This window comes from Amycolatopsis arida (assembly GCF_900115565.1).
GTDB lineage: Bacteria > Actinomycetota > Actinomycetes > Mycobacteriales > Pseudonocardiaceae > Yuhushiella > Yuhushiella arida.
In genome coordinates this window covers 590141-607398 of sequence record NZ_FOWW01000002.1, presented here as the reverse complement: position 1 = coordinate 607398, position 17258 = coordinate 590141, and the positions used below count along the sequence as shown (strand labels likewise).

Annotated in this window: 16 protein-coding genes; 12 read left to right on the top strand and 4 right to left on the bottom strand. The window is 67.5% G+C overall.

The genetic code is table 11. The annotated features are described in order from the left end of the window. Positions 1-7: 7 nt before the first annotated feature. Genes BM051_RS07640 through BM051_RS07630 form a run of 3 tightly spaced genes read left to right on the top strand, consistent with a single transcriptional unit; the run spans position 8 to position 3390 of the window. Complete coding sequence (locus tag BM051_RS07640) at positions 8-1384, top strand: condensation domain-containing protein (protein ID WP_092529303.1); 1377 nt, start codon at positions 8-10, stop codon at positions 1382-1384. 12 nt (positions 1385-1396) lie between these two features. Continuing rightward, positions 1397-2164, top strand: a complete 768-nt coding sequence (locus BM051_RS07635; RefSeq protein ID WP_092529302.1) for an FkbM family methyltransferase — start codon at positions 1397-1399, stop codon at positions 2162-2164. After that, on the top strand, positions 2161-3390 hold the full coding sequence (locus BM051_RS07630) for an acyl-CoA dehydrogenase family protein (protein WP_243859215.1): 1230 nt from the start codon (positions 2161-2163) through the stop codon (positions 3388-3390). Before BM051_RS07635 ends, BM051_RS07630 begins: the two co-directional genes overlap by 4 nt. Positions 3391-3532: 142 nt before the next feature. On the opposite strand, the gene BM051_RS07625 is transcribed toward BM051_RS07630, so the two are convergent. Next, a complete protein-coding gene (locus BM051_RS07625; protein ID WP_092529301.1) occupies positions 3533-3796 on the bottom strand; it encodes a phosphopantetheine-binding protein in 264 nt (87 codons plus the stop codon). Between the two features lie 174 nt (positions 3797-3970). Here BM051_RS07625 and BM051_RS07620 point away from each other — a divergent pair, with 174 nt between their 5' ends. The 4 genes from BM051_RS07620 to BM051_RS28945 all read left to right on the top strand — a co-directional run bounded on the left by BM051_RS07620 (position 3971) and on the right by BM051_RS28945 (position 7128). After that, on the top strand, positions 3971-4822 hold the full coding sequence (locus tag BM051_RS07620) for a phytanoyl-CoA dioxygenase family protein (RefSeq protein ID WP_218151695.1): 852 nt from the start codon (positions 3971-3973) through the stop codon (positions 4820-4822). A gap of 85 nt (positions 4823-4907) precedes the next feature. Then, complete coding sequence (locus tag BM051_RS07615) at positions 4908-6050, top strand: GNAT family N-acetyltransferase (RefSeq protein ID WP_134045882.1); 1143 nt, start codon at positions 4908-4910, stop codon at positions 6048-6050. A 14-nt stretch (positions 6051-6064) separates the two neighbouring features. Continuing rightward, positions 6065-6568, top strand: coding sequence for a sulfopyruvate decarboxylase subunit alpha (locus tag BM051_RS28950; RefSeq protein WP_166677568.1), 504 nt, complete (start codon positions 6065-6067; stop codon positions 6566-6568). Continuing rightward, on the top strand, positions 6565-7128 hold the full coding sequence (locus tag BM051_RS28945) for a thiamine pyrophosphate-dependent enzyme (RefSeq protein ID WP_166677567.1): 564 nt from the start codon (positions 6565-6567) through the stop codon (positions 7126-7128). The genes BM051_RS28950 and BM051_RS28945 overlap by 4 nt, the downstream gene beginning before the upstream one ends. Before the next feature lie 198 nt (positions 7129-7326). On the opposite strand, the gene BM051_RS07605 is transcribed toward BM051_RS28945, so the two are convergent. Next, positions 7327-7863: a dihydrofolate reductase family protein gene (locus tag BM051_RS07605; RefSeq protein ID WP_092529298.1), complete on the bottom strand. Its 537-nt coding sequence runs from the start codon at positions 7861-7863 to the stop codon at positions 7327-7329. 180 nt (positions 7864-8043) lie between these two features. Then, positions 8044-9225 (bottom strand): acyl-CoA dehydrogenase family protein, encoded by a 1182-nt coding sequence (locus tag BM051_RS07600; protein ID WP_092529297.1) that lies wholly within the window; start codon positions 9223-9225, stop codon positions 8044-8046. 135 nt (positions 9226-9360) lie between these two features. Between BM051_RS07600 and BM051_RS07595 the strand changes: the two genes are divergently transcribed. Both BM051_RS07595 and BM051_RS07590 read left to right on the top strand, forming a co-directional pair. Next, on the top strand, positions 9361-10902 hold the full coding sequence (locus BM051_RS07595; protein ID WP_243859259.1) for a multicopper oxidase family protein: 1542 nt from the start codon (positions 9361-9363) through the stop codon (positions 10900-10902). Between the two features lie 276 nt (positions 10903-11178). Then, the gene (locus BM051_RS07590; protein ID WP_092529295.1) at positions 11179-12495 is read left to right on the top strand and encodes a DUF6002 family protein; all 1317 of its coding nucleotides are present in this window, start codon (positions 11179-11181) and stop codon (positions 12493-12495) included. 80 nt (positions 12496-12575) lie between these two features. On the opposite strand, the gene BM051_RS07585 is transcribed toward BM051_RS07590, so the two are convergent. Then, the gene (locus tag BM051_RS07585) at positions 12576-13439 is read right to left on the bottom strand and encodes a class I SAM-dependent DNA methyltransferase (RefSeq protein WP_134045880.1); all 864 of its coding nucleotides are present in this window, start codon (positions 13437-13439) and stop codon (positions 12576-12578) included. A 117-nt stretch (positions 13440-13556) separates the two neighbouring features. Between BM051_RS07585 and BM051_RS07580 the strand changes: the two genes are divergently transcribed. From BM051_RS07580 to BM051_RS07570, 3 genes are read left to right on the top strand one after another with little or no spacing between them, the layout of a single operon-like run. Continuing rightward, positions 13557-14873: a trans-sulfuration enzyme family protein gene (locus tag BM051_RS07580; RefSeq protein ID WP_208325828.1), complete on the top strand. Its 1317-nt coding sequence runs from the start codon at positions 13557-13559 to the stop codon at positions 14871-14873. Then, a complete protein-coding gene (locus tag BM051_RS07575; RefSeq protein WP_092529292.1) occupies positions 14870-15931 on the top strand; it encodes an OsmC family protein in 1062 nt (353 codons plus the stop codon). Before BM051_RS07580 ends, BM051_RS07575 begins: the two co-directional genes overlap by 4 nt. A 46-nt stretch (positions 15932-15977) precedes the next feature. Next, on the top strand, positions 15978-17243 hold the full coding sequence (locus tag BM051_RS07570) for a lysine N(6)-hydroxylase/L-ornithine N(5)-oxygenase family protein (RefSeq protein WP_092529291.1): 1266 nt from the start codon (positions 15978-15980) through the stop codon (positions 17241-17243). Positions 17244-17258 lie beyond the last annotated feature (15 nt).

Below are 17258 nucleotides of genomic sequence, written 5' to 3'. Positions count from 1 at the left end.
CGCGGCGATGAGCATCATCGAAGTACCCGTGTCGAGCCGGACGGTCAACCGGTTTCCGCTTGCTCTGCAACAGGAATTTCTGCGGATGTTCGACAAAGGCGACGAGGTCGGCATCTTCGGTCCTCGCTACGTCCACGTCGACGGCTGGCGGATCCGCGGCCGGGTCGACATCCGCACGCTGCAAGCGGCTCTCAACGATGTCGTGACCAGGCACGAGTCGCTGCGCACGGCGGTGGTCCGCGACCAGCAGGAGGGCTACCAGGTGGTCGCGCCGCCGAGCCCACCGCTGCTTCGGGTGCGCGAGCTCCGGGATGTGGTGGACCACGAACGCCGCATCCAGGAACTGCTCAACGAAGAGGAGTACCGGGAGTTCAGCCCACAGCGCGAGGTCCTGCTCGAGGCCACTCTCGTGCGGTTCGCCGACGACGACAACCTACTGCTGTTGACCGCGCATCACACGGCCACCGATGCCTGGTCCATGCCGTTGATCATCCGGGACCTTGCGGCCTGCTACGCCGCCCGCAAAGGACATCGGCCCGCCGCCCTTCCCGAGCCGTCGCAGTACCGAGACTATGTGGCGCACCAGCTGGCCGACTCGTCCCGCTCGCTGCGGGTAGCGCGCGAGTACTGGCGGGACAAGCTCACCGGCGCGGAGATCCTCGCTCTTCCCACGGACCAGCCCCGGTCCGCAGGCGACTGGGCCGAGGCGTCGTGGCTGCGCTTCGCCACCGAGCCGGAACGGCGGGCGGCGACCGTGCGGACCGCGGCCCGGCTGCGAAGCTCGCCGTTCATGATCCTGCTCGCCGCGTACAAGGTCATGCTTCACCGGGCCACCGGCGCGACCGACATCGTGGTGCCCACCTTCACTCCCGGCCGCAACGAGGCGATCTTCCAGAACTCCGTGGGCTCGTTCGTCAACTTCCTTCCGCTGCGCACCGACGTGTCCGGATGCCGGACCTTCAGCGACGTCGTCAAGCAGGTCCGGGTCACGTGCATGGAGGCCTACCAGCACGAGATCCCCTTGGCGCACATCCTGTCCGAAGCGCCGGACCTGATGAACCCCGCGATGCGCGATGACCGCGCGCCCTGCGTCTTCCAGGTGGTGCAGCCCCCACTACTGAAGGATCGCGAACTGATCGGGGACCTGGAGTACTCGGCGATCTGGCGCCGTGAGCTCTCCCAGCCGGTCGGCTCCTACATTCCCGACGGGATGCTGTGGTGCCTGCACCTTGGCCCCACGAACGACATCCTCGCCAACATCGCCTATAGCCGTGGTCTGTTCGACGACGATCGGGTCGAGCGGTCGGCGGCGGAGTTCATCAGTCTGCTGGGCGAACTCGCCGCCGACCCCGAAGTCCGGCTGGACCGGATCAGAACGAGCTGAGGAGCCTCGACTATGCCAGTGGTTCAGCGCCGGATGCCGAACGGCCAGGAGCTGTCGGTGGTCGATCCCGCCGAAGCGGCGTTGCTGTATCGCGAGATCTTCGTCGAGAAGTCGTATCTGCGTGACGGCTTTCCGCCGTCGCCGCCGGGAGTGGTCTTCGACATCGGCGCCAACATCGGGCTCGCGTCGCTGTTCCTCAAGAAGCAGTACCCGGACGCGTTCATTGTGGCGGTCGAGCCCGGACCCGACCCCTTCATCTCGCTGCAGAAGAACTTCGAACGGCATATTCCGGACGGGGTCGTCCACAACGTCGCCGTGGCCGGGCACAGCGGGACGGCCCGGTTCGGCTACTACCCGAAGTCGCCCGCGGAGTCCGGCCTCTATGTGGACCGCGACCGTGAGATCGAACTGGCGAAGGATCTGCTCGAACAGACCGGCGTCTCCGCGCAGGACGCCGACCGGATCTCCCGGTCGCGGCACGAGCTCTCCTTTGTCGAATGCCGAACGGTCACCCTGTCGGAACTGATCGGGGAGAGCGCGGTCGACCGGGTGGACCTGTTGAAGATCGACGTCGAAAAGGCCGAGTGCGATGTGCTGGCCGGCATCGAGCCGGGCGACTGGCCGCGCATCCAGAACGTGGTGATCGAGGTCCACGACATGGACGGCAGGCTGGAGCGAGTCTGCGGGCTGCTGCGCGCGCAGGGTTTCGACGTCGCCGCCTATCAGGAGTCCCGGCTCGTGGATACCAACATGCACAACCTGTTCGCCACCAGGCCGTGAGGAAGGACGTCGCCGCCATGTCACCCACCCCTTTGCCGCCCGAGCCCGGGCTGACCCCGGACGAGCTCGTGGCGCGGGCGGAGGCGCTTGTGCCCGCACTGGTCGAACGCCAGGCCGAGACCGAGAAACGCACGTACTACGCCGAAGACACGCACAAGTTGTTCACCGATAGCGGCTTCTACCGCATTCTGGTGCCGCGCCGGTACGGCGGCTACGAGTTCGGGCTCGACACCTTCATGCGGGTCGCCATGACGCTCGCGCGCGGCTGCCCTTCCACCGGCTGGATGTTCTGCCTCGGCGCTGGGCACGCGCTCATCGCGGCGACGATATTCGACGAGAGCGCGCAGCACGAACTGTTCCGCGATGGAAACTTCATCTGCCCGCTGGTGATCGGACCGGGCGGAACGGCGGAGCGCACGGCCGAAGGGGAGTGGCTGCTGAACGGCACCTGGTCCTATGGCTCCGGCGCTCCGTACGCGACGCATTTCGCCGGCATCGCGATCGCCTCGGGTGCCCAAGGGAACGCGCCCCATCCGGTGTTGTTCGTGGCCCCGCGCGACCGGTGGACGCGTCTGGACGACTGGGGCAACCTGCTCGGTCTCCGGGGCAGCGGCTCGCACAGCGTCACCTTCGACAACGCGACGATTCCTGATCACTTCGTGATCGAGTCGGACCTCAACTCGATCGATGTCACCTCAGGCACGCCCGGCCTGGCCTTGCATGGCAACCCGCAGTACAGCGCCGCGCCGCTCAGCGCGATGTGCATCGAGGGCGCGTCGCTCGCCGTCGGGATGGCCCAGGGTGCGCTCGATGCCTATGCCGACCTGATGCGCACCAAGACGACGCTGGGCCCGATCGTCGTCCCCCGCCTGGAGGACCCCGATTTTCAGCGGTGGTACGGCCAGGCCGCCGGTCAGATCGCCGCCGCCGAGGCGGCCACGCTGGGCGCGATCCGGAAGTGGGACGAAGCCTGTGCCCAAGGCCCGTTTACCCCGGACAAGGATCTCCGTATCGCGTTGGTCTGCCGGGAGGCGGCCGAACTCGCCTGGCGGGCCGTCGACGACATCATCTTCCCGACCGCGGGCACCTCGAGCGCGGTGCGGGCCGGGGAACGGATCGAACGCGTCTGGCGTGACATGTCCACCGGGCACAGCCACGTCGGATTCGCCGTCGTGCTCACCACGGTGGTGGCCAGGGGCCTCGCCCAGATCGAGCTCGCGGCCTGACAGCGGCTCGGCGGGCCCTTCCCTGTCTCCCCAGGGAAGGGCCCGCCTTCTTTGTGTGTGGTGGTGCCGCCTGTCCCGCGACGGCACAAGGGCCGCGTGCCCGACGTGGATCGACGTCGGGCACGCGGCCCTTCGGCGCCGGCTAGGACCCGACGTTCTCCTTGGTGGCGAGCGCCACGACGTCGCGGGTGAACGTCTCCAGGTCGGGATCCTCGAAGAGGTCGCCCATATCGACCATGACGCCGATCTCGTCCTCGATCCGCGCCACGATCCGCACCGCCGACACCGACTGCCCTTGCAGTTCGAAGAAAGTGGCGTTCTCCTGCCCGTCCGGTATCTCGAGCACGTCCGACCAGATTTCCTTGACCAGCTTCTCGATAGCCGCGGAACTGAGGCGTTGCGTCATTAACTACCTCCCGAGATCGACCAAAAGTGTTTATCTCATGGTGACACGGCCCGGCAACCACGTTCATCTTCTGGATTGCCCGGGAACCGGCAGGATAAAATAAGGAGACGCCTCGCTCAGCCAGTAAAGTCTGAGCCAGCACCAGGTCCGACGATGCCTGAGGAAAGGTGATCCATGATGTCAGGGCTGAGCCGGGTGAATGCGAGCGCCGCGGTCGACGAGGTCGTCGACATTCTCGAAGACGAAGGGTCCGTGATCATCGAGGGCTTCGTCGACGAAACAACTTTGGCAGGCCTCTGGGGCGACCTCGGCCCGTCCCTTTCCGCCACCGCTTACAGCGAGAAGGGCTACGACGGCCACCGCACCCGGCGCCTCTCCTCCCTGTTCGCCCGCACCAAGCATCTCGTCCCGGTGGTGACTCATCCGCTGTACCTGCAGCCTGCCCGGCGGATCATGCAGAAGCCCAGCCACATGTGGGTCGGCAAGTCCCGGATCGAGGTCACCCCGAGCATCCAGCTCAGCGCCACCCAGGCGATCCAGATCGACCCGGGCCAGGGCAAGCAGCCACTGCACCGGGACGATTCGCTGCACCTGCGCCGGCACCCGGGTCCCACCAGCCGGGTCCAGCTGATGCTGGCGATGAGTGAGTTCACCGCCGAGAACGGGGCGACCCTGGTCATTCCGCGTAGCCATCATTGGGACGACGAGCGCCCGCCGCGCTACTCCGAGGCCTTCTCTTCCGCGATGCCGGCGGGTTCGGTGCTCATCTGGCTGGGCGGGGTCTACCACTGCGGTGGCGCCAACACGTCCGACAAGCCACGAACCAGCCTGACCGTGTCCTTCGACCTCGGCAACCTTCGGCAGGAGGAGAACCAGTTTCTGGCCGTGCCGAGGGAGACCGTGCTTCAGCTGCCCGAAGAAGTGCGACGGCTGCTCGGCTACGACCTCTGCCCGCCCGGGGTCGGCTGGAACGAAATGCAAGACCCTTACCTGCTGCTCGAAGAGGACGAGAACCTCGCGCCGTGACCGAAGGCCCCATGGCGCCCGTGCTGCGAGTGTGCCACGTTCGCGGCCGCTTTCCGCCCAACGGGAATTCGAAAGAGGATGCGGCGTGAGCGATGTCTGGACTCGGCTCAAGTACAACTGGGGTTCCGGCACCGGCCACTGGGCCGGCGCGCACCAACGCTGGGCGAGCGCGCCGGGGCGGCGCTTTCCCGGCCGGGTGCACACCTCGGAAAATCTCTCTGTCGTGTATGAGGGATTTCCGGAGGGGCTCACCTACATCCTGCCTTATCTGCGTGACCAGCAGGCCGTCGTCGACGGCCCGGTGTCCGTCGCGGACACGGCACCGGTGACCTGGCAGGGCATTCAGCGCTCGGTGCGTGAACCCGAGGGCGACCTGCTGGTGATCGGGTGCTCGCACGAGCGCGCCCTGCGTCTGCCGCGGGCCCGGTCGGTGGTGCTGCCACTACGCCTGCACCTTCTCATCGATATCGTGGCCGACGCGGAAACCATGCACAAGACTGTCTCAAAGAATGAACGCCGTCAGTTCGCGAACCTGCGCCGCAAGCACGAATGGACCTATGAGATCGGCACCGCCGATGCCGATTTCGAGTTCTTCTACGAACGGATGCACCTACCCACCATGGCGTCGCGCTACGGCGACGAAGCCAGGAGTGCGGACCGGGACCTCGCGCTGAACGCCTTGTTCCGGCGGGGCCTCATCCTGTTCGTCAACGAGGGTGGTAAGCGGGTGGCCGGTGTGCTGTGCCGCCTGGAGGACGACGCCAAGACCGTCCGCATGCGCCTGCTGGGAGTGCTGGACGGCGACTTCACGCACTACCGGACCGGCGCCGTCAAGGCCGTGTACTACCTGACCATCGAATGGGCCGCCGACACCGGGCGAAAGCTGATCGACTTCTCGGGCGGAGACCCCTTCCCCGGCAAGGGAGTCTTTCAGTTCAAACGGCGCTTCCATCCGACCGTCGCACACGCCCGTGACCATCTTGGCGGGCGGCGGGCGTATCTGCGCGTGGTCAGGGACAGCCCGGCGGTGCGAGACCTGCTGGTGGCCACGCCCATGTTCACCGTGGACGACGACAACCGGATCGTCGCCACCCACTTCACCGATCGGTCCCGGCCTGCCTTGGCCAAGATCCGGATGGACGGGGCGGGCGTGCACGCCGCGCGAACCGTCGACCTCGACGGGTTCCTCGGCAGTACCGTCCATGCCGGACAGCTGGTCGGCAGGTAGGGCAAGGAGAAACCATGACTGCGGTAACCGTGGACACCGCGGGTGAGCTCGCCGCGGAGCTGACCCGCCAAGGCTTCGGACCGTTCTACGGCACGCCCTGCGGGATACTGGCGAAGCTGTACTCGGCGATCGAGGGCATCTGGACGGTGCCACGGGAGGACAACGCCGTCGGCATCGCGGCAGGCGCGGCGCTCGCCGGCCGATGTCCGGTGGTACTCATGCAGAACTCGGGGTTGGGCCAGTCGGTCAACGCGCTCGCGTCACTGGTCGTCCCGTACCGGCTGCCGATGCTGCTCGTCGTCAGCCTGCGCGGTGTCGGCCCCGACTCGACCCAGGAGAACCTGGTGATGGGCAGGCTGACCGAACCGTTACTGACCAATATGGGTGTGCCGTGGCTGACCCTGGACCCGGAACTCGACGTCCCGGCGCAGGTCTCGTGGGCCGCTGCCCTGGTCCGCGACCAGGGCAGGGCCGCCGCACTGCTCATCCCGCCGGCCGCGTTCGGATGGCGGCCGTGAACAAGACCGACGCGATCCGCGCGATCCTGGCGGCCACCACCGACGAGCCGACCGTGTTCACCACCGGCTACGCGTCGCGGATCGCCTGCGGCCTCGACGATCGCCCCAACCACTTCTACATGACCGGTTCCATGGGACTGGCGTCGTCGATCGGCATGGGGATCGCCCAGCAGACCGGGCGCCGGACAGTGGTGGTGGACGGCGACGGCAGCCTCCTGATGAACCCGGTCGGCCTGATGACGGCAGGTGCGCTGGACCTGCTGCCGATGATCCACGTCGTGCTCGACGACGGTAGCTACGCCTCGACCGGCGGCCAGTCCGTTCCCTCCGGCCGCGCAGATCTCTGTGCCTTGGCCGAAGCATGCGGCTATCAGCGAATCCATGACGTGGACGGATTCGACGAGCTCAGGGCACTGGTGTCCGCGGAAGTCGTCTCGTGTGCCTCGCCGGTGTTCATCCGGTGCGCACTGCGCGGGCCCGAGGCGCCCATTCCCGCGCGGGTGGCGGCCGACCTCGGCGACCACGCCCAGCGCTTCGCGGCCACCCTCCAGTGCGGCTAGAAGTGGCAGCCGACGGGACGAAGGCCCCTTCTGGAAACGTCCGGCGTTTCGCACAAGGGGCCTTCGTGATATCCACGGGGCTAGGCAGAACGATGCTGAGCGGTCAGCGCGGTCCGGCTGCTTGCTGGTGTAGACAACGAGATCGCCGACCAGCCCCGTCCCGCCGAGCTCGCCGCTGCGCTGACCGCGTGCGGCCGGCTACTTCTTCTTCGGGCGGTAGCGGAGGTCGACGATCGACCCTGACTGGCCTACCGCCACGGTTTCGAGGTCGATCCACTCGGCGCCCGGCCGTTCGAACAGCCGGACGCCGTCGCCTTTGAGCACCGGGACCAGGTGCACGAGGATCTCGTCCACCAGCCCGGCCTCGACGCACTGCCCGGCCACATCGGCGCCGCTCACCACGACATTGCGGTCCCCCGCCGCCGACCGGGCCACCGCGACGGCGTCGACCACACCCGTGGAGACGAAGATCACCGAGGAGTCTTCCACCGCGGGCGGTTCATGGGTGAGCACGACCAGCTTCCCGGTGAAAGCGCCGCCGTACACCTCTTTGTCCTCGTTCGGGCTGCTGTCGTAGGTGCGCCTTCCGGCCAGGAACGCGCCGGTGGTCGCCACCATCTCCGGGAAAGCCTCGACCGTGCCGTTGCTGTGGCCCCAGGCCCAGTCCATCTCGCCTTTGGGCCCCGAAATGAAACCGTCCATCGACATTGTCACGTGCCAGATTACTTTGCTCATCGTCGAAGCCTACTGAAATCCGCGGCGGGGCAACATTCTTGGCCCGCCGGAGAGCAATGGCGAAGAACCATCACGGTTGACCGTGTCGCGGACCGGCGGGACCGGGTCACCCAGGCCGGGCCGGCAGCCGCGACCACGGGTGTACGACCACCACGCGGGTGGCCGTACCCAGCGCGGGGATCAGATGTAGTGCGTGTTGGGCTCGAGACCGCAGAGGATCCGGCCGTAGAGCTCGAGGTTGGTGTTCGGATGCATCACGGCGTGCAGGCTGAGCACGTGGATGTCGCGGTCGATTCGCTGGATCGGCACCGTGTGGTAGACCGACGAACCGCCGCTCGCCGTCTTGAGGATGTCGACGGCCTCCTTCGCTCGCTGGACCGTCGCGCCGAGGTCGAGCCGGGCACGGCCACGCTCGGCCAGCGTCCACGGCTCCCCGGCGGTGGCCTTGGTGTCGATGAGGTCGGCCGCGCGGTAGGCGTGGAACCCCGCCTCGTCGATCCTGACGGCTGCCTCGGCGACCTGGAGGTGGGTCAGCGGGGCCTCGCTCTGGTTCTCGTAGGACGTGTAGGTGATCTTCCGGCCGGCCAGCCGGTCGAAGAACACCTCATTGGCGGCCTTCGCCAGGCCGAGCGCCGTCGCGCCGACCGTCGCGCACGCCATCGGCAGGAATGGTGACCTGTAGTGCGGGGAGTTCGCGTTCAGCGTCGACGCGTACTGCTGATTGAGCACCGGTCCCATCGGCAGGATGCGCTCGGCCGGGACGAACACGTTCTCCGCGACCGTGGTGACGCTGCCCGAGCCGCGCATCCCGGTGGTGTGCCAGTCGTCGACGATCCGCAGGTCCGAGACCGGGATGACGAGCATGACGGGTTCGAACCCACCGTCGGGGGTCGGCCGGACCGCTGCGTTGGTGTTCCAGTGGCTCTGCTGCGCGGCCGTGTTGAACGTCCACTGGCCGTTGACGACCACGCCACCGTCGGCAGGCGCCGCGACGGCCGTGGGGCTCAGGATCCCGCACACCCGGACGTTCGGGGTGGCAAAGACCTCGTCCTGCACCTCGTCGGGGAAGAGCCCGACGACCCAGGAGCTGATCGCCCAGACCGCCGCCGTCCACGAGGTGGAGCCGTCGCCGCGGGCCAGCTCGGAGAGCACGTCGACGACGGTACCGGTGTCGGCCTCGAATCCGCCGTAACGCCTGGGCACCCGCAGTTTCAGGAGGCCGGCCTCCGTCAGCGCTTCGATCGTCTCCTCCGGCAGACGCCGGTTCTCGTCCGTCCACTCAGCACGCTGCCGCAGCAGCGGCACCAGCTTCTCCGCGCGCTCGGCTAGTTCCGCGCGCGCCGGGACATCGGTGTTGGCCATCGGTTCCTCCTCGAATGGTCCGAAGCATTGGTAACGGTGCCAGCCGCGGCGCTGTCCCGCGTCTCCCGGATTGCGCCGGACCTCATTCGGCCGCACGGGTGAGAGCAAAAGCGAAGAAGTGACCCGGTGCTACGAATGCAAGGATGCCGTCACTCCCAATTCACCCGAACAGGTGAATTCTTCACCAAATCTGAGGACAAGATGAACAGAAGACAGCTGTTGCTGCTCGGCAGTATGGCGGGCGCGGTGGTGGCCGTGCCGCAACTGTTCAGCAGAACGGAAAGCGCGAATGCGATCGACGGGGCCCACCCGGGGCACCCGCCACCGCCACGAGGCGCCGCGGTAACGGCATCCACGGGGCAGGCTCCGTCCGTTGCTCCGTTCTCGGTCCGGATGCCCGTTCCGCCGGTGGCCAGGCCCGTGGCGAGCCGCCCCGACATCGACGTCTACCGGATTCCGATCCAGCGCGCTGAGGTCGACATCCTGCCGGGCTTCGCCACGTCCGCGCTGACCTTCGCCGGTCATTTCGTCGGTCCCACGATCCGGGCGCGAACCGGGCGTCGCACCTACGTCACGTTCGCCAACGACGCCGACGTGCCGACCAACATTCACCTACACGGGGGCCACGTGCCGCCGGCCAGCGACGGCCACCCGATGGACCTGATCGACCCGGGGAAGTGGCGTCATCATGACTACCCGAACCGGCAGCGCGGCGCGACACTCTGGTACCACGCGCATCCCCATCACGTGGAGGCCGAACACGTCTACCGGGGAATGCACGGCTTCTACCTGATCGAGGACCCCGCCGAGGCCGAGCTCGGTCTGCCCGGCGGCGAGTACGACGTGCCGATTCTCGTGCGGGACGCCGAGTTCGACGCCAAGGGCCAGCTGGTGCTGTGGGGACATCCGGCCAATCGGACGACCATACTGGCCAACGGCAAACCACAGCCGTACTTCCAGGTCGCCGCACGCAAGTACCGGTTCCGGTTCCTGAACGGCGCCAACGAACGGACCTTCACGCTCAGCCTCGGCGGCACGGTCATGACCCAGATCGCCTCCGACGGCGGCCTGCTGCCGGCCCCCGTGCCGAGAACGGAGTTCGCGTTCAGCCCCGGCGAACGGGTCGAGATGGTGGTGGACTTCTCCGACTACCCGCCCGGTACCCAGCTCGTCCTCACCGACGCGGCGGCCGGCCCGGTCGTGCGCTTCGACGTCACCCGGAAGGCGGCGGACAGCAGCCGGGTTCCCACGACCTTGCGCGCGCTGCCCGCACTCGGGTCCGCCACGGTCACCAGGGACGTGGTGCTGAGCTTCGATCTGACCAGCGGCAACCCCACCGGCCTTGTCAACGATAAGCCGTTCGATCCGAACCGGGTGGACTTTCAGATCAAGCGGGGCGCGACGGAGATCTGGAATGTCACCAACGGAGACGGGAACTACGGGTTTCCGCACAACTTCCACCTGCACCTCGTGCAGTTCCGGGTGCTCGACCGGGGCGGACGGCCACCGCTGCCCGGTGACGCCGGCCTCAAGGACACGGTGGCCGTCCCGCCCGGCGAGACGGTGCGGGTCCAGGCGACCTTCGCCACCGACTATCTCGGGCGGTACATGTACCACTGCCATTTCCTGGAGCACTCCTCCGTCGGCATGATGGCCCAGATGGAAATCGTGCCCTGACGCAGTGCCATGCGGCCGCCGGCAGGACGGTGAACATCGTGTCGGCGGCCATCATGCCGTCGCGGCTGGGCCGGGACCGGCTGCTCTGCACGGTGGACGGGCCGGTCGGGCATGTTCCCACGCCCGCTTCCGGGTGCGGGTATCCGCCCGGCCGGGACTCGGTGCCTGTCCGGCTCGTGCGCTGCTCACATCGACACTGTTCGCAATGCATGAGAGGTAACCAGGGTGTGGGACGGCCATCCTGGTCGGGGAACCACGTCGGCAAGGAGTCGCTGGATGAACGCGTTGCGGTACGAGAACCAGTTGCGGAGCGCGGTAGCCGAGATGGGTACGCGAGGGCGGGCAAGCGCCGACTTCGAGCCGGCCTTCGAACTACCCGAACCGACCCCGGAACTCGCGGAGTACTTCGCCGCGGCGAACCTGCGTTTCGCCGAGCTCGGCACGGCCGGCCGGACCCGGCTGACCCTGCTCGACCTGATGGGCAACCCGGCGACCCGCACGGTGAAGACCCTGGCCTCGCTGGTGATCGTCGCCCGCGCGGTGCGGCACATCAGGACGACCGGCGAACGGGTCCTGATCCTGACGCCGTCGTCCGCGAACAAGGCCACCGCGCTCCGCGACGCGGTGCTGAGGGCACGAGCCCACGGTCTCGTCCGTCACGACGAGCTACGGATCGTCACCGTCGTCCCCGACGTGGCCCGCCCCAAGCTGTGGTCGTCGGCGCTCGACGACGATCCGACCAGCCCGATGTGCGTGCTGGACCCGGCCAACCCCGAGCACGTCAAGACGGTCGCCGTCGAGGCGATGACCGGGTGCGCCGAGGATCTCTACGCGCACTGGGGAATCCGTCTCTGGCACACCCTCGACCTGGCGAACTACCAGTGCGCGGACACGGTCCGCGCGTTCGCCGAACATGCCGAGCTGCCGGCCGCGCCCGGCACCACCCGGGTGCACGCACACGCGGTGTCCAGCGCGTTCGGGCTACTCGGCCACCACTACGGCACCACGCTGCTGCCGCCGTCGGAGCCGCCGCGGTACCTCCTGGTGCAGCACCTGGCCACCCCGGACATGGTCTGCGGGCTCTACGGCATCGAGCCGCCCGAGTACCGCTTCGACCCGGTGTCCGGGCTGTTCCACCAGGACAGCGAACCGCACTATCCGGCGGTCACCTATGATCCCGCGGAGAAGCTGGAAAGCACCTTCTACACCAGGAAGCCCGTCACCTCACCCGCGATGAACGAGCTCATCCGCACCTACGGCGGCGGCGGGGTGGTCGTCTCGCTGCGTGAATGTCTCGACCGCTACGGTCAGATCGCGACCCTGCTGGCCAACGCCGGGGTCGACCTGCCCGCCGACCCGCGCTCCCTGCGCGAGTGGTCGCTGGTGCTGGCGATGACCGGGGTTCTCAACGCGATCGACCGAGGCCTGCTGGACGCCGACGAGGTCGTCGTGCACGGCTCGGGCTCCTACTCGGCAGCGGACTACACCCCGATCCCGGAGCGGTCGCTGCGACGCGTCGGCGACGCCGCGGACCTGCGCCGGGAGATCTTCACGGCGGCGGGGGCCGGGCTGCCGTCGATCAGGGTTGCCTGACGGCCGGTTCCGCGCGGACGCTCACAGGTGCGCACAGCTCCCCGGCGGGCGGGCCGCTCGCGCGCGGCTTTCCCGTGGTGTCAGACGCTGGTGTGCGTGCCGGGTGCGGTAGGCAGCTCCCGGTCCGCCGACGGTTCCGCCGTCCGCACGCCGATCAGGAGCCCGCGACCGGTGAGCCCATCGCAGCACCACCGTGCCGCCAGACCGGCGGCCTCGGCGGCGGCGAAGAACTCCTCGCGGGTGAACATGGCCACCCGGTGCCGTTCCGTCCCCGACACGATCTCGCCGTCGCGCGCGGCGACGTAGTGCATGGTGAGCTCCGACATCGAGCCATAGCTGCGAAAGACCCGGACCCGGACGAGCTTGAGATCGTCGTCCTCGATGACCACGACCGCGCTGCTGCCGTCCACCCATCTGTCTTCCACGTCGACCACGGAATCGGGCTGGATCCACGGTTCGACGATCAGGACGCCGCCGGGTTCGAGATGCCGGGCCATGCATCGCAACGCCGCTCGCATCCGGTCGACGGTGCGGACGTAGCCGATCGCGCTGTACAAGCAGGTGACGACGTCGAAGCGGCGTCCCAGGTCGAAGTCGGTCATGTCGGCCTGGGTCAGCGGGACATCCGGCAGCCGTGGCCGGGCGACCTCCAGGAGACCGCCTTCCACATCGACGCCCTCGCAGGTGAACTCGGTACGGAGGTGCTGAAGATGTCCACCCGTGCCGCACGCCACGTCGAGCAACGTCCGGGCATTCGGCCGAAGCCGGCGCACATGGCCGACGATCCGCTGCGATTCAGCGGCATAGTTCTTGTTCCGGTGAAGGCGGTCATACCAGGCCGCCGACTCAGTATACATGCTCGATATCCTGCGCGCCCCGATACCCGTGCGGCTACCCCCGTGCCAAGGAACAGCAAGCCAGAAGATGCCCGGCGACCCCAACAACGCCGAGGATGAAATGGAATGACGTCGAGGAGTGTCGGGAGGACACCGTGCGTTCGGGCACCGAAGATTCGGCAGTCGCCAGATGAGCACACGCCGAGCGAGACACCGGGGGACACCGTGACCCAACCGAATCGGACCGCGATCGGATTCGACGAAGGCAGCAACGGTGCGGCCCACTGGTTCGGCGAACTCACCCGTAGGCGAAGCGCCGGTCCGATCTCCGCCCAGCACAAGGTTCTTCCCCGATCGCTGTCGCCCGAGACGCTCGCGGTACACGCCGGCACCTACGAGGACCCCATCACGGGCAGCGTCGGAACACCGATCTTCCAGACGAGCACCTTCCTGCTCGACGATGCCAGCTACGGCGCGTTCTCCGACGGCGCGCTACGTGACGTACCGATTTACACCCGCTACGGAAACCCGTCCCAGTGGTCCGTCCAGGAGAAGATTGCCGCCCTGGAAGGTGCGGAAAGCGCCCTGGTGACCTCATCCGGAATGAGCGCCATCGCGAACACGATATACGCGCTCACCAACTCCGGAAGCCACATTATCTCCGCCTACGACGTATACGGCGGAACCTACAACCTGCTCCGTGAGGACATGCCTTCGGCCGGCCGCGAGGTCACCTTCGTCGATCCGACCGACATCGAGGCGATTCGATCCGCGGTACGGCCGGAAACGCAGGTCCTGTTCTTCGAGGCACTGACCAACCCGCTGCTCAAGGCTCCCGCGATACGCCAGATCGCCGGCATAGCCGCGGCCGCCAACGCGCTTCTCGTTGTCGACAACACCTTCCTCACGCCCGTCCTGATGCAGCCGCTGGCGCTGGGCGCCGACGTGGTCATTCACAGCGCGACGAAGTACCTCGCCGGTCACAGCGACCTGACCGCGGGCGCGGCCGCTGGGCGGCGCAAGTTCCTCGACCGGATCTGGGCCCAGACACTGCGGTTCGGCGGAACTCTGGAACCACTGTCCTGCTTCCTGCTCGAGCGGGGCATCAAGACCCTGCCCCTTCGCATCGAGAAGCAGAACGACAACGCCCGCGAGATCGCGAAGTTCCTCGCTTCGCACGAGCGGGTGGCCGAGGTGTACCACCCGGCGCTCGGTGGCGACCGGTATGCCGACCTCGAGCACGCGGACTACCGTGGCTACGGCGGGATGGTCAGCTTCGAGGTCAACGGCGGGGACGCCGCGGCACTGGCGTTCATGAGGAACCTGACGGTGCCCTACGTCGCGACGAGCCTCGGTGGCGTCGAGTCACTCGTGAGCATGCCGAGCAACACCTCGCACAGCTCGCTGACCACGCGGCAGATGTCTCTCATCGGGATCAATCCCGGGCTCGTCAGGTTCTCCGCGGGAATCGAGAACGCACGGGACCTGATCGGCGATCTTCGGCACGCACTCGACGCGCTCGACGAGGAAGGCGTGCGATGAGGAACAGCTTCAACACGGCCGGCTTCAGTGAAGTGGTACACGAAACACGCGATGATCCCGCCGAGGCCTGGTACGCCTACCAGGGAAAGGCACATTACTCCCCACGCCGCGGACTGTCCGCCCGGAACGGGCCCGCGTTGCTGGGCAGGGTCAAGTCGGCCCGTGCCTTTTCCCTGGATCTGTGCGATCCCGGGCAGGACGGCGACGAGCCGCCCGCCGCCAGCGACGAGCCGGCGCCCATCGATCTGGCGCTCACCGGCATCGCATCCTGCTCGCTGAAGACGCTGGTCGGCGGCGGAAGCGCGCGGGGCGTCGTCTTCGACACCGTCGAGATGCTGATCGAGTACGGCGCCGCCGAGGGGCGGTCGGGGCACACGGTGAACTGCCAGTTCGAGGTCGGCGGCCCGGCTGGTCACCGGCTCATCGCCGAACTGCTCGACCAGGTCCAGAACCACAGCCCCAACCACAAGACCTTGACGGCAGAGATCCCGCTGGACGTGCACTACGCGGACGGCTCAGGCCACGTGGTGCACGAGAGGCTTTCCGGTGTCGAACCCTTCGCATCCCGCCACCGGCCCGCCAGGCGCCGGGTGCGGTGGATCAGCGGCGTCCAGCTGGAGTCGTATCCGGTGCCGGCGACGGGCCCGCCCCTGCGAATCGACTCTCCGAAGCAGACGACAGGTGTCGACTGGGGACCGAATCCCCAGGAGCATCTGTTGATGGGAATGGCCTCGGACGTGGCGGCCAATCTGGGACGGCTGTCGCGCGAGCATCTCGGACGGCAGCTCAGGTGGGAGGTAGCCGCCGCGGGGGGCGTCGATATCCGGGGGCTGCTCCATGCGGATCCTGCTGCCATCGTCCATCTGCAGGACGTCGGCTGCACCATCTCGGTTCCGGGGAACCTCGAGGACGAACCAGACCTGCTCAGTATCGCGAGAACCGCTGTCGAACAGTCCGAGGTGAGCAACTTGATCTGCCGGCGCCAAGCCGTGGGTGTTTCGCTGAAACCTCCGATCTACCGGGCTCCGAGCTGGCAACGAGGCAGAGCCGCGTCCTGAACCGGTGGGTGCGGACGTGGTCGTTCTCTAGGGAGTGGTTCTCACCATGGATCGTCAGCGCTCCACCAACGTTCTCGCCATCGGCGCCGGACCCGCCAACTTGAGCTTGGCGGCACTGGCGGATCCCTTCAGCGATCTCTCCGTCGCACTGGTGGAGTCCCGGAAGTCGGTGTCGTGGCATCCGGGTCTGCTGTGGAGCAATTCGCGACTGCAGGTGAGTGGCGTGAAGGATCTCGTCAGTCTGGTGGATCCCCGCAGCCGGTTCAGCTTTCTCAACTTCCTGCACGAGAACGGGAGGCTGTACCGGCATCTCATCGCGAACGTGGACTACGTGAGCAGGAAGGAGTTCGATCAGTACTTCACGTGGGCCGCGCAGCTACTGGGCGTCTATCTCGACGAAACCGTCCAGGCCGTGGACCATGACGGCCGCGGATTCGTCGTCCGGACCGGCCGCGGGCAGTGGCACGCCGACAACCTCGTCCTCGGCGTGGGGCAGGTCCCCTCCCAGCCGGAGTGCGTCCGCGGCATCGTGAGCTCTCGCCTCTGGCACGCCTCGCGGCACCTCGACCAGGGGCTTCCGCTGTCCGGCAAACATGTTCTGCTCGTCGGCGGCGGGCAGAGCGGCGCGGAGGTGGCGCTGGACATGCTGTCCGGCAGAACGGGTCTGCCGCGACGGCTGACGTGGGTCACCGGGCGCGACGGGTTCTCACCGCTCGACGACTCGCCGTTCGCCAATGACTGGTTCAACCCCAGCTACGTCAGGTACTTCTACGAGCTGTCCAGTGAGCAGCGGTCCACCCTGCTCGGCAGGCAGCGAGCCGCCGTCTGCGGTGTCACGCGGGAACTTCTCGCGCTGGTGTACAAGCGGCTGTACGAGATCGACTACCTGACCTCCGATCAGTTCAGCCACCAGCTGCTGGCCGGCGTGGAGCTGTCGGAGCTCGCCGAGGTGTCCGGCGCGTTTCGCGGCGCACTGCTGGACACCGTCACCGGTCGCGAGCGGCCGATCCTGTGTGACGTGGTCGTTCTCGCGACCGGGTTCACGCCGCGGTTGCCGAGTTTCATGGAGCCGCTGCACGACAGGATGCCGCGCACGGACGACGGGTACCAGGTGGCGCGGGACTACCGGGTGCCGTGGGACGGCCCGGACACCAACAGGATCTACGTGCAGAACGGTGCGCGGACAAGCCACGGCGTGGCGGACCCGAACCTGAGCCTCGCGGCGTGGCGAAGCGCCACGATCATCAACAGTTTGCTCGATCGCGAATGCTACTCGCTGAAGGAAGAGGACATCACTCTTTCCCTCGACTAGTGCGGTGATCGGGAA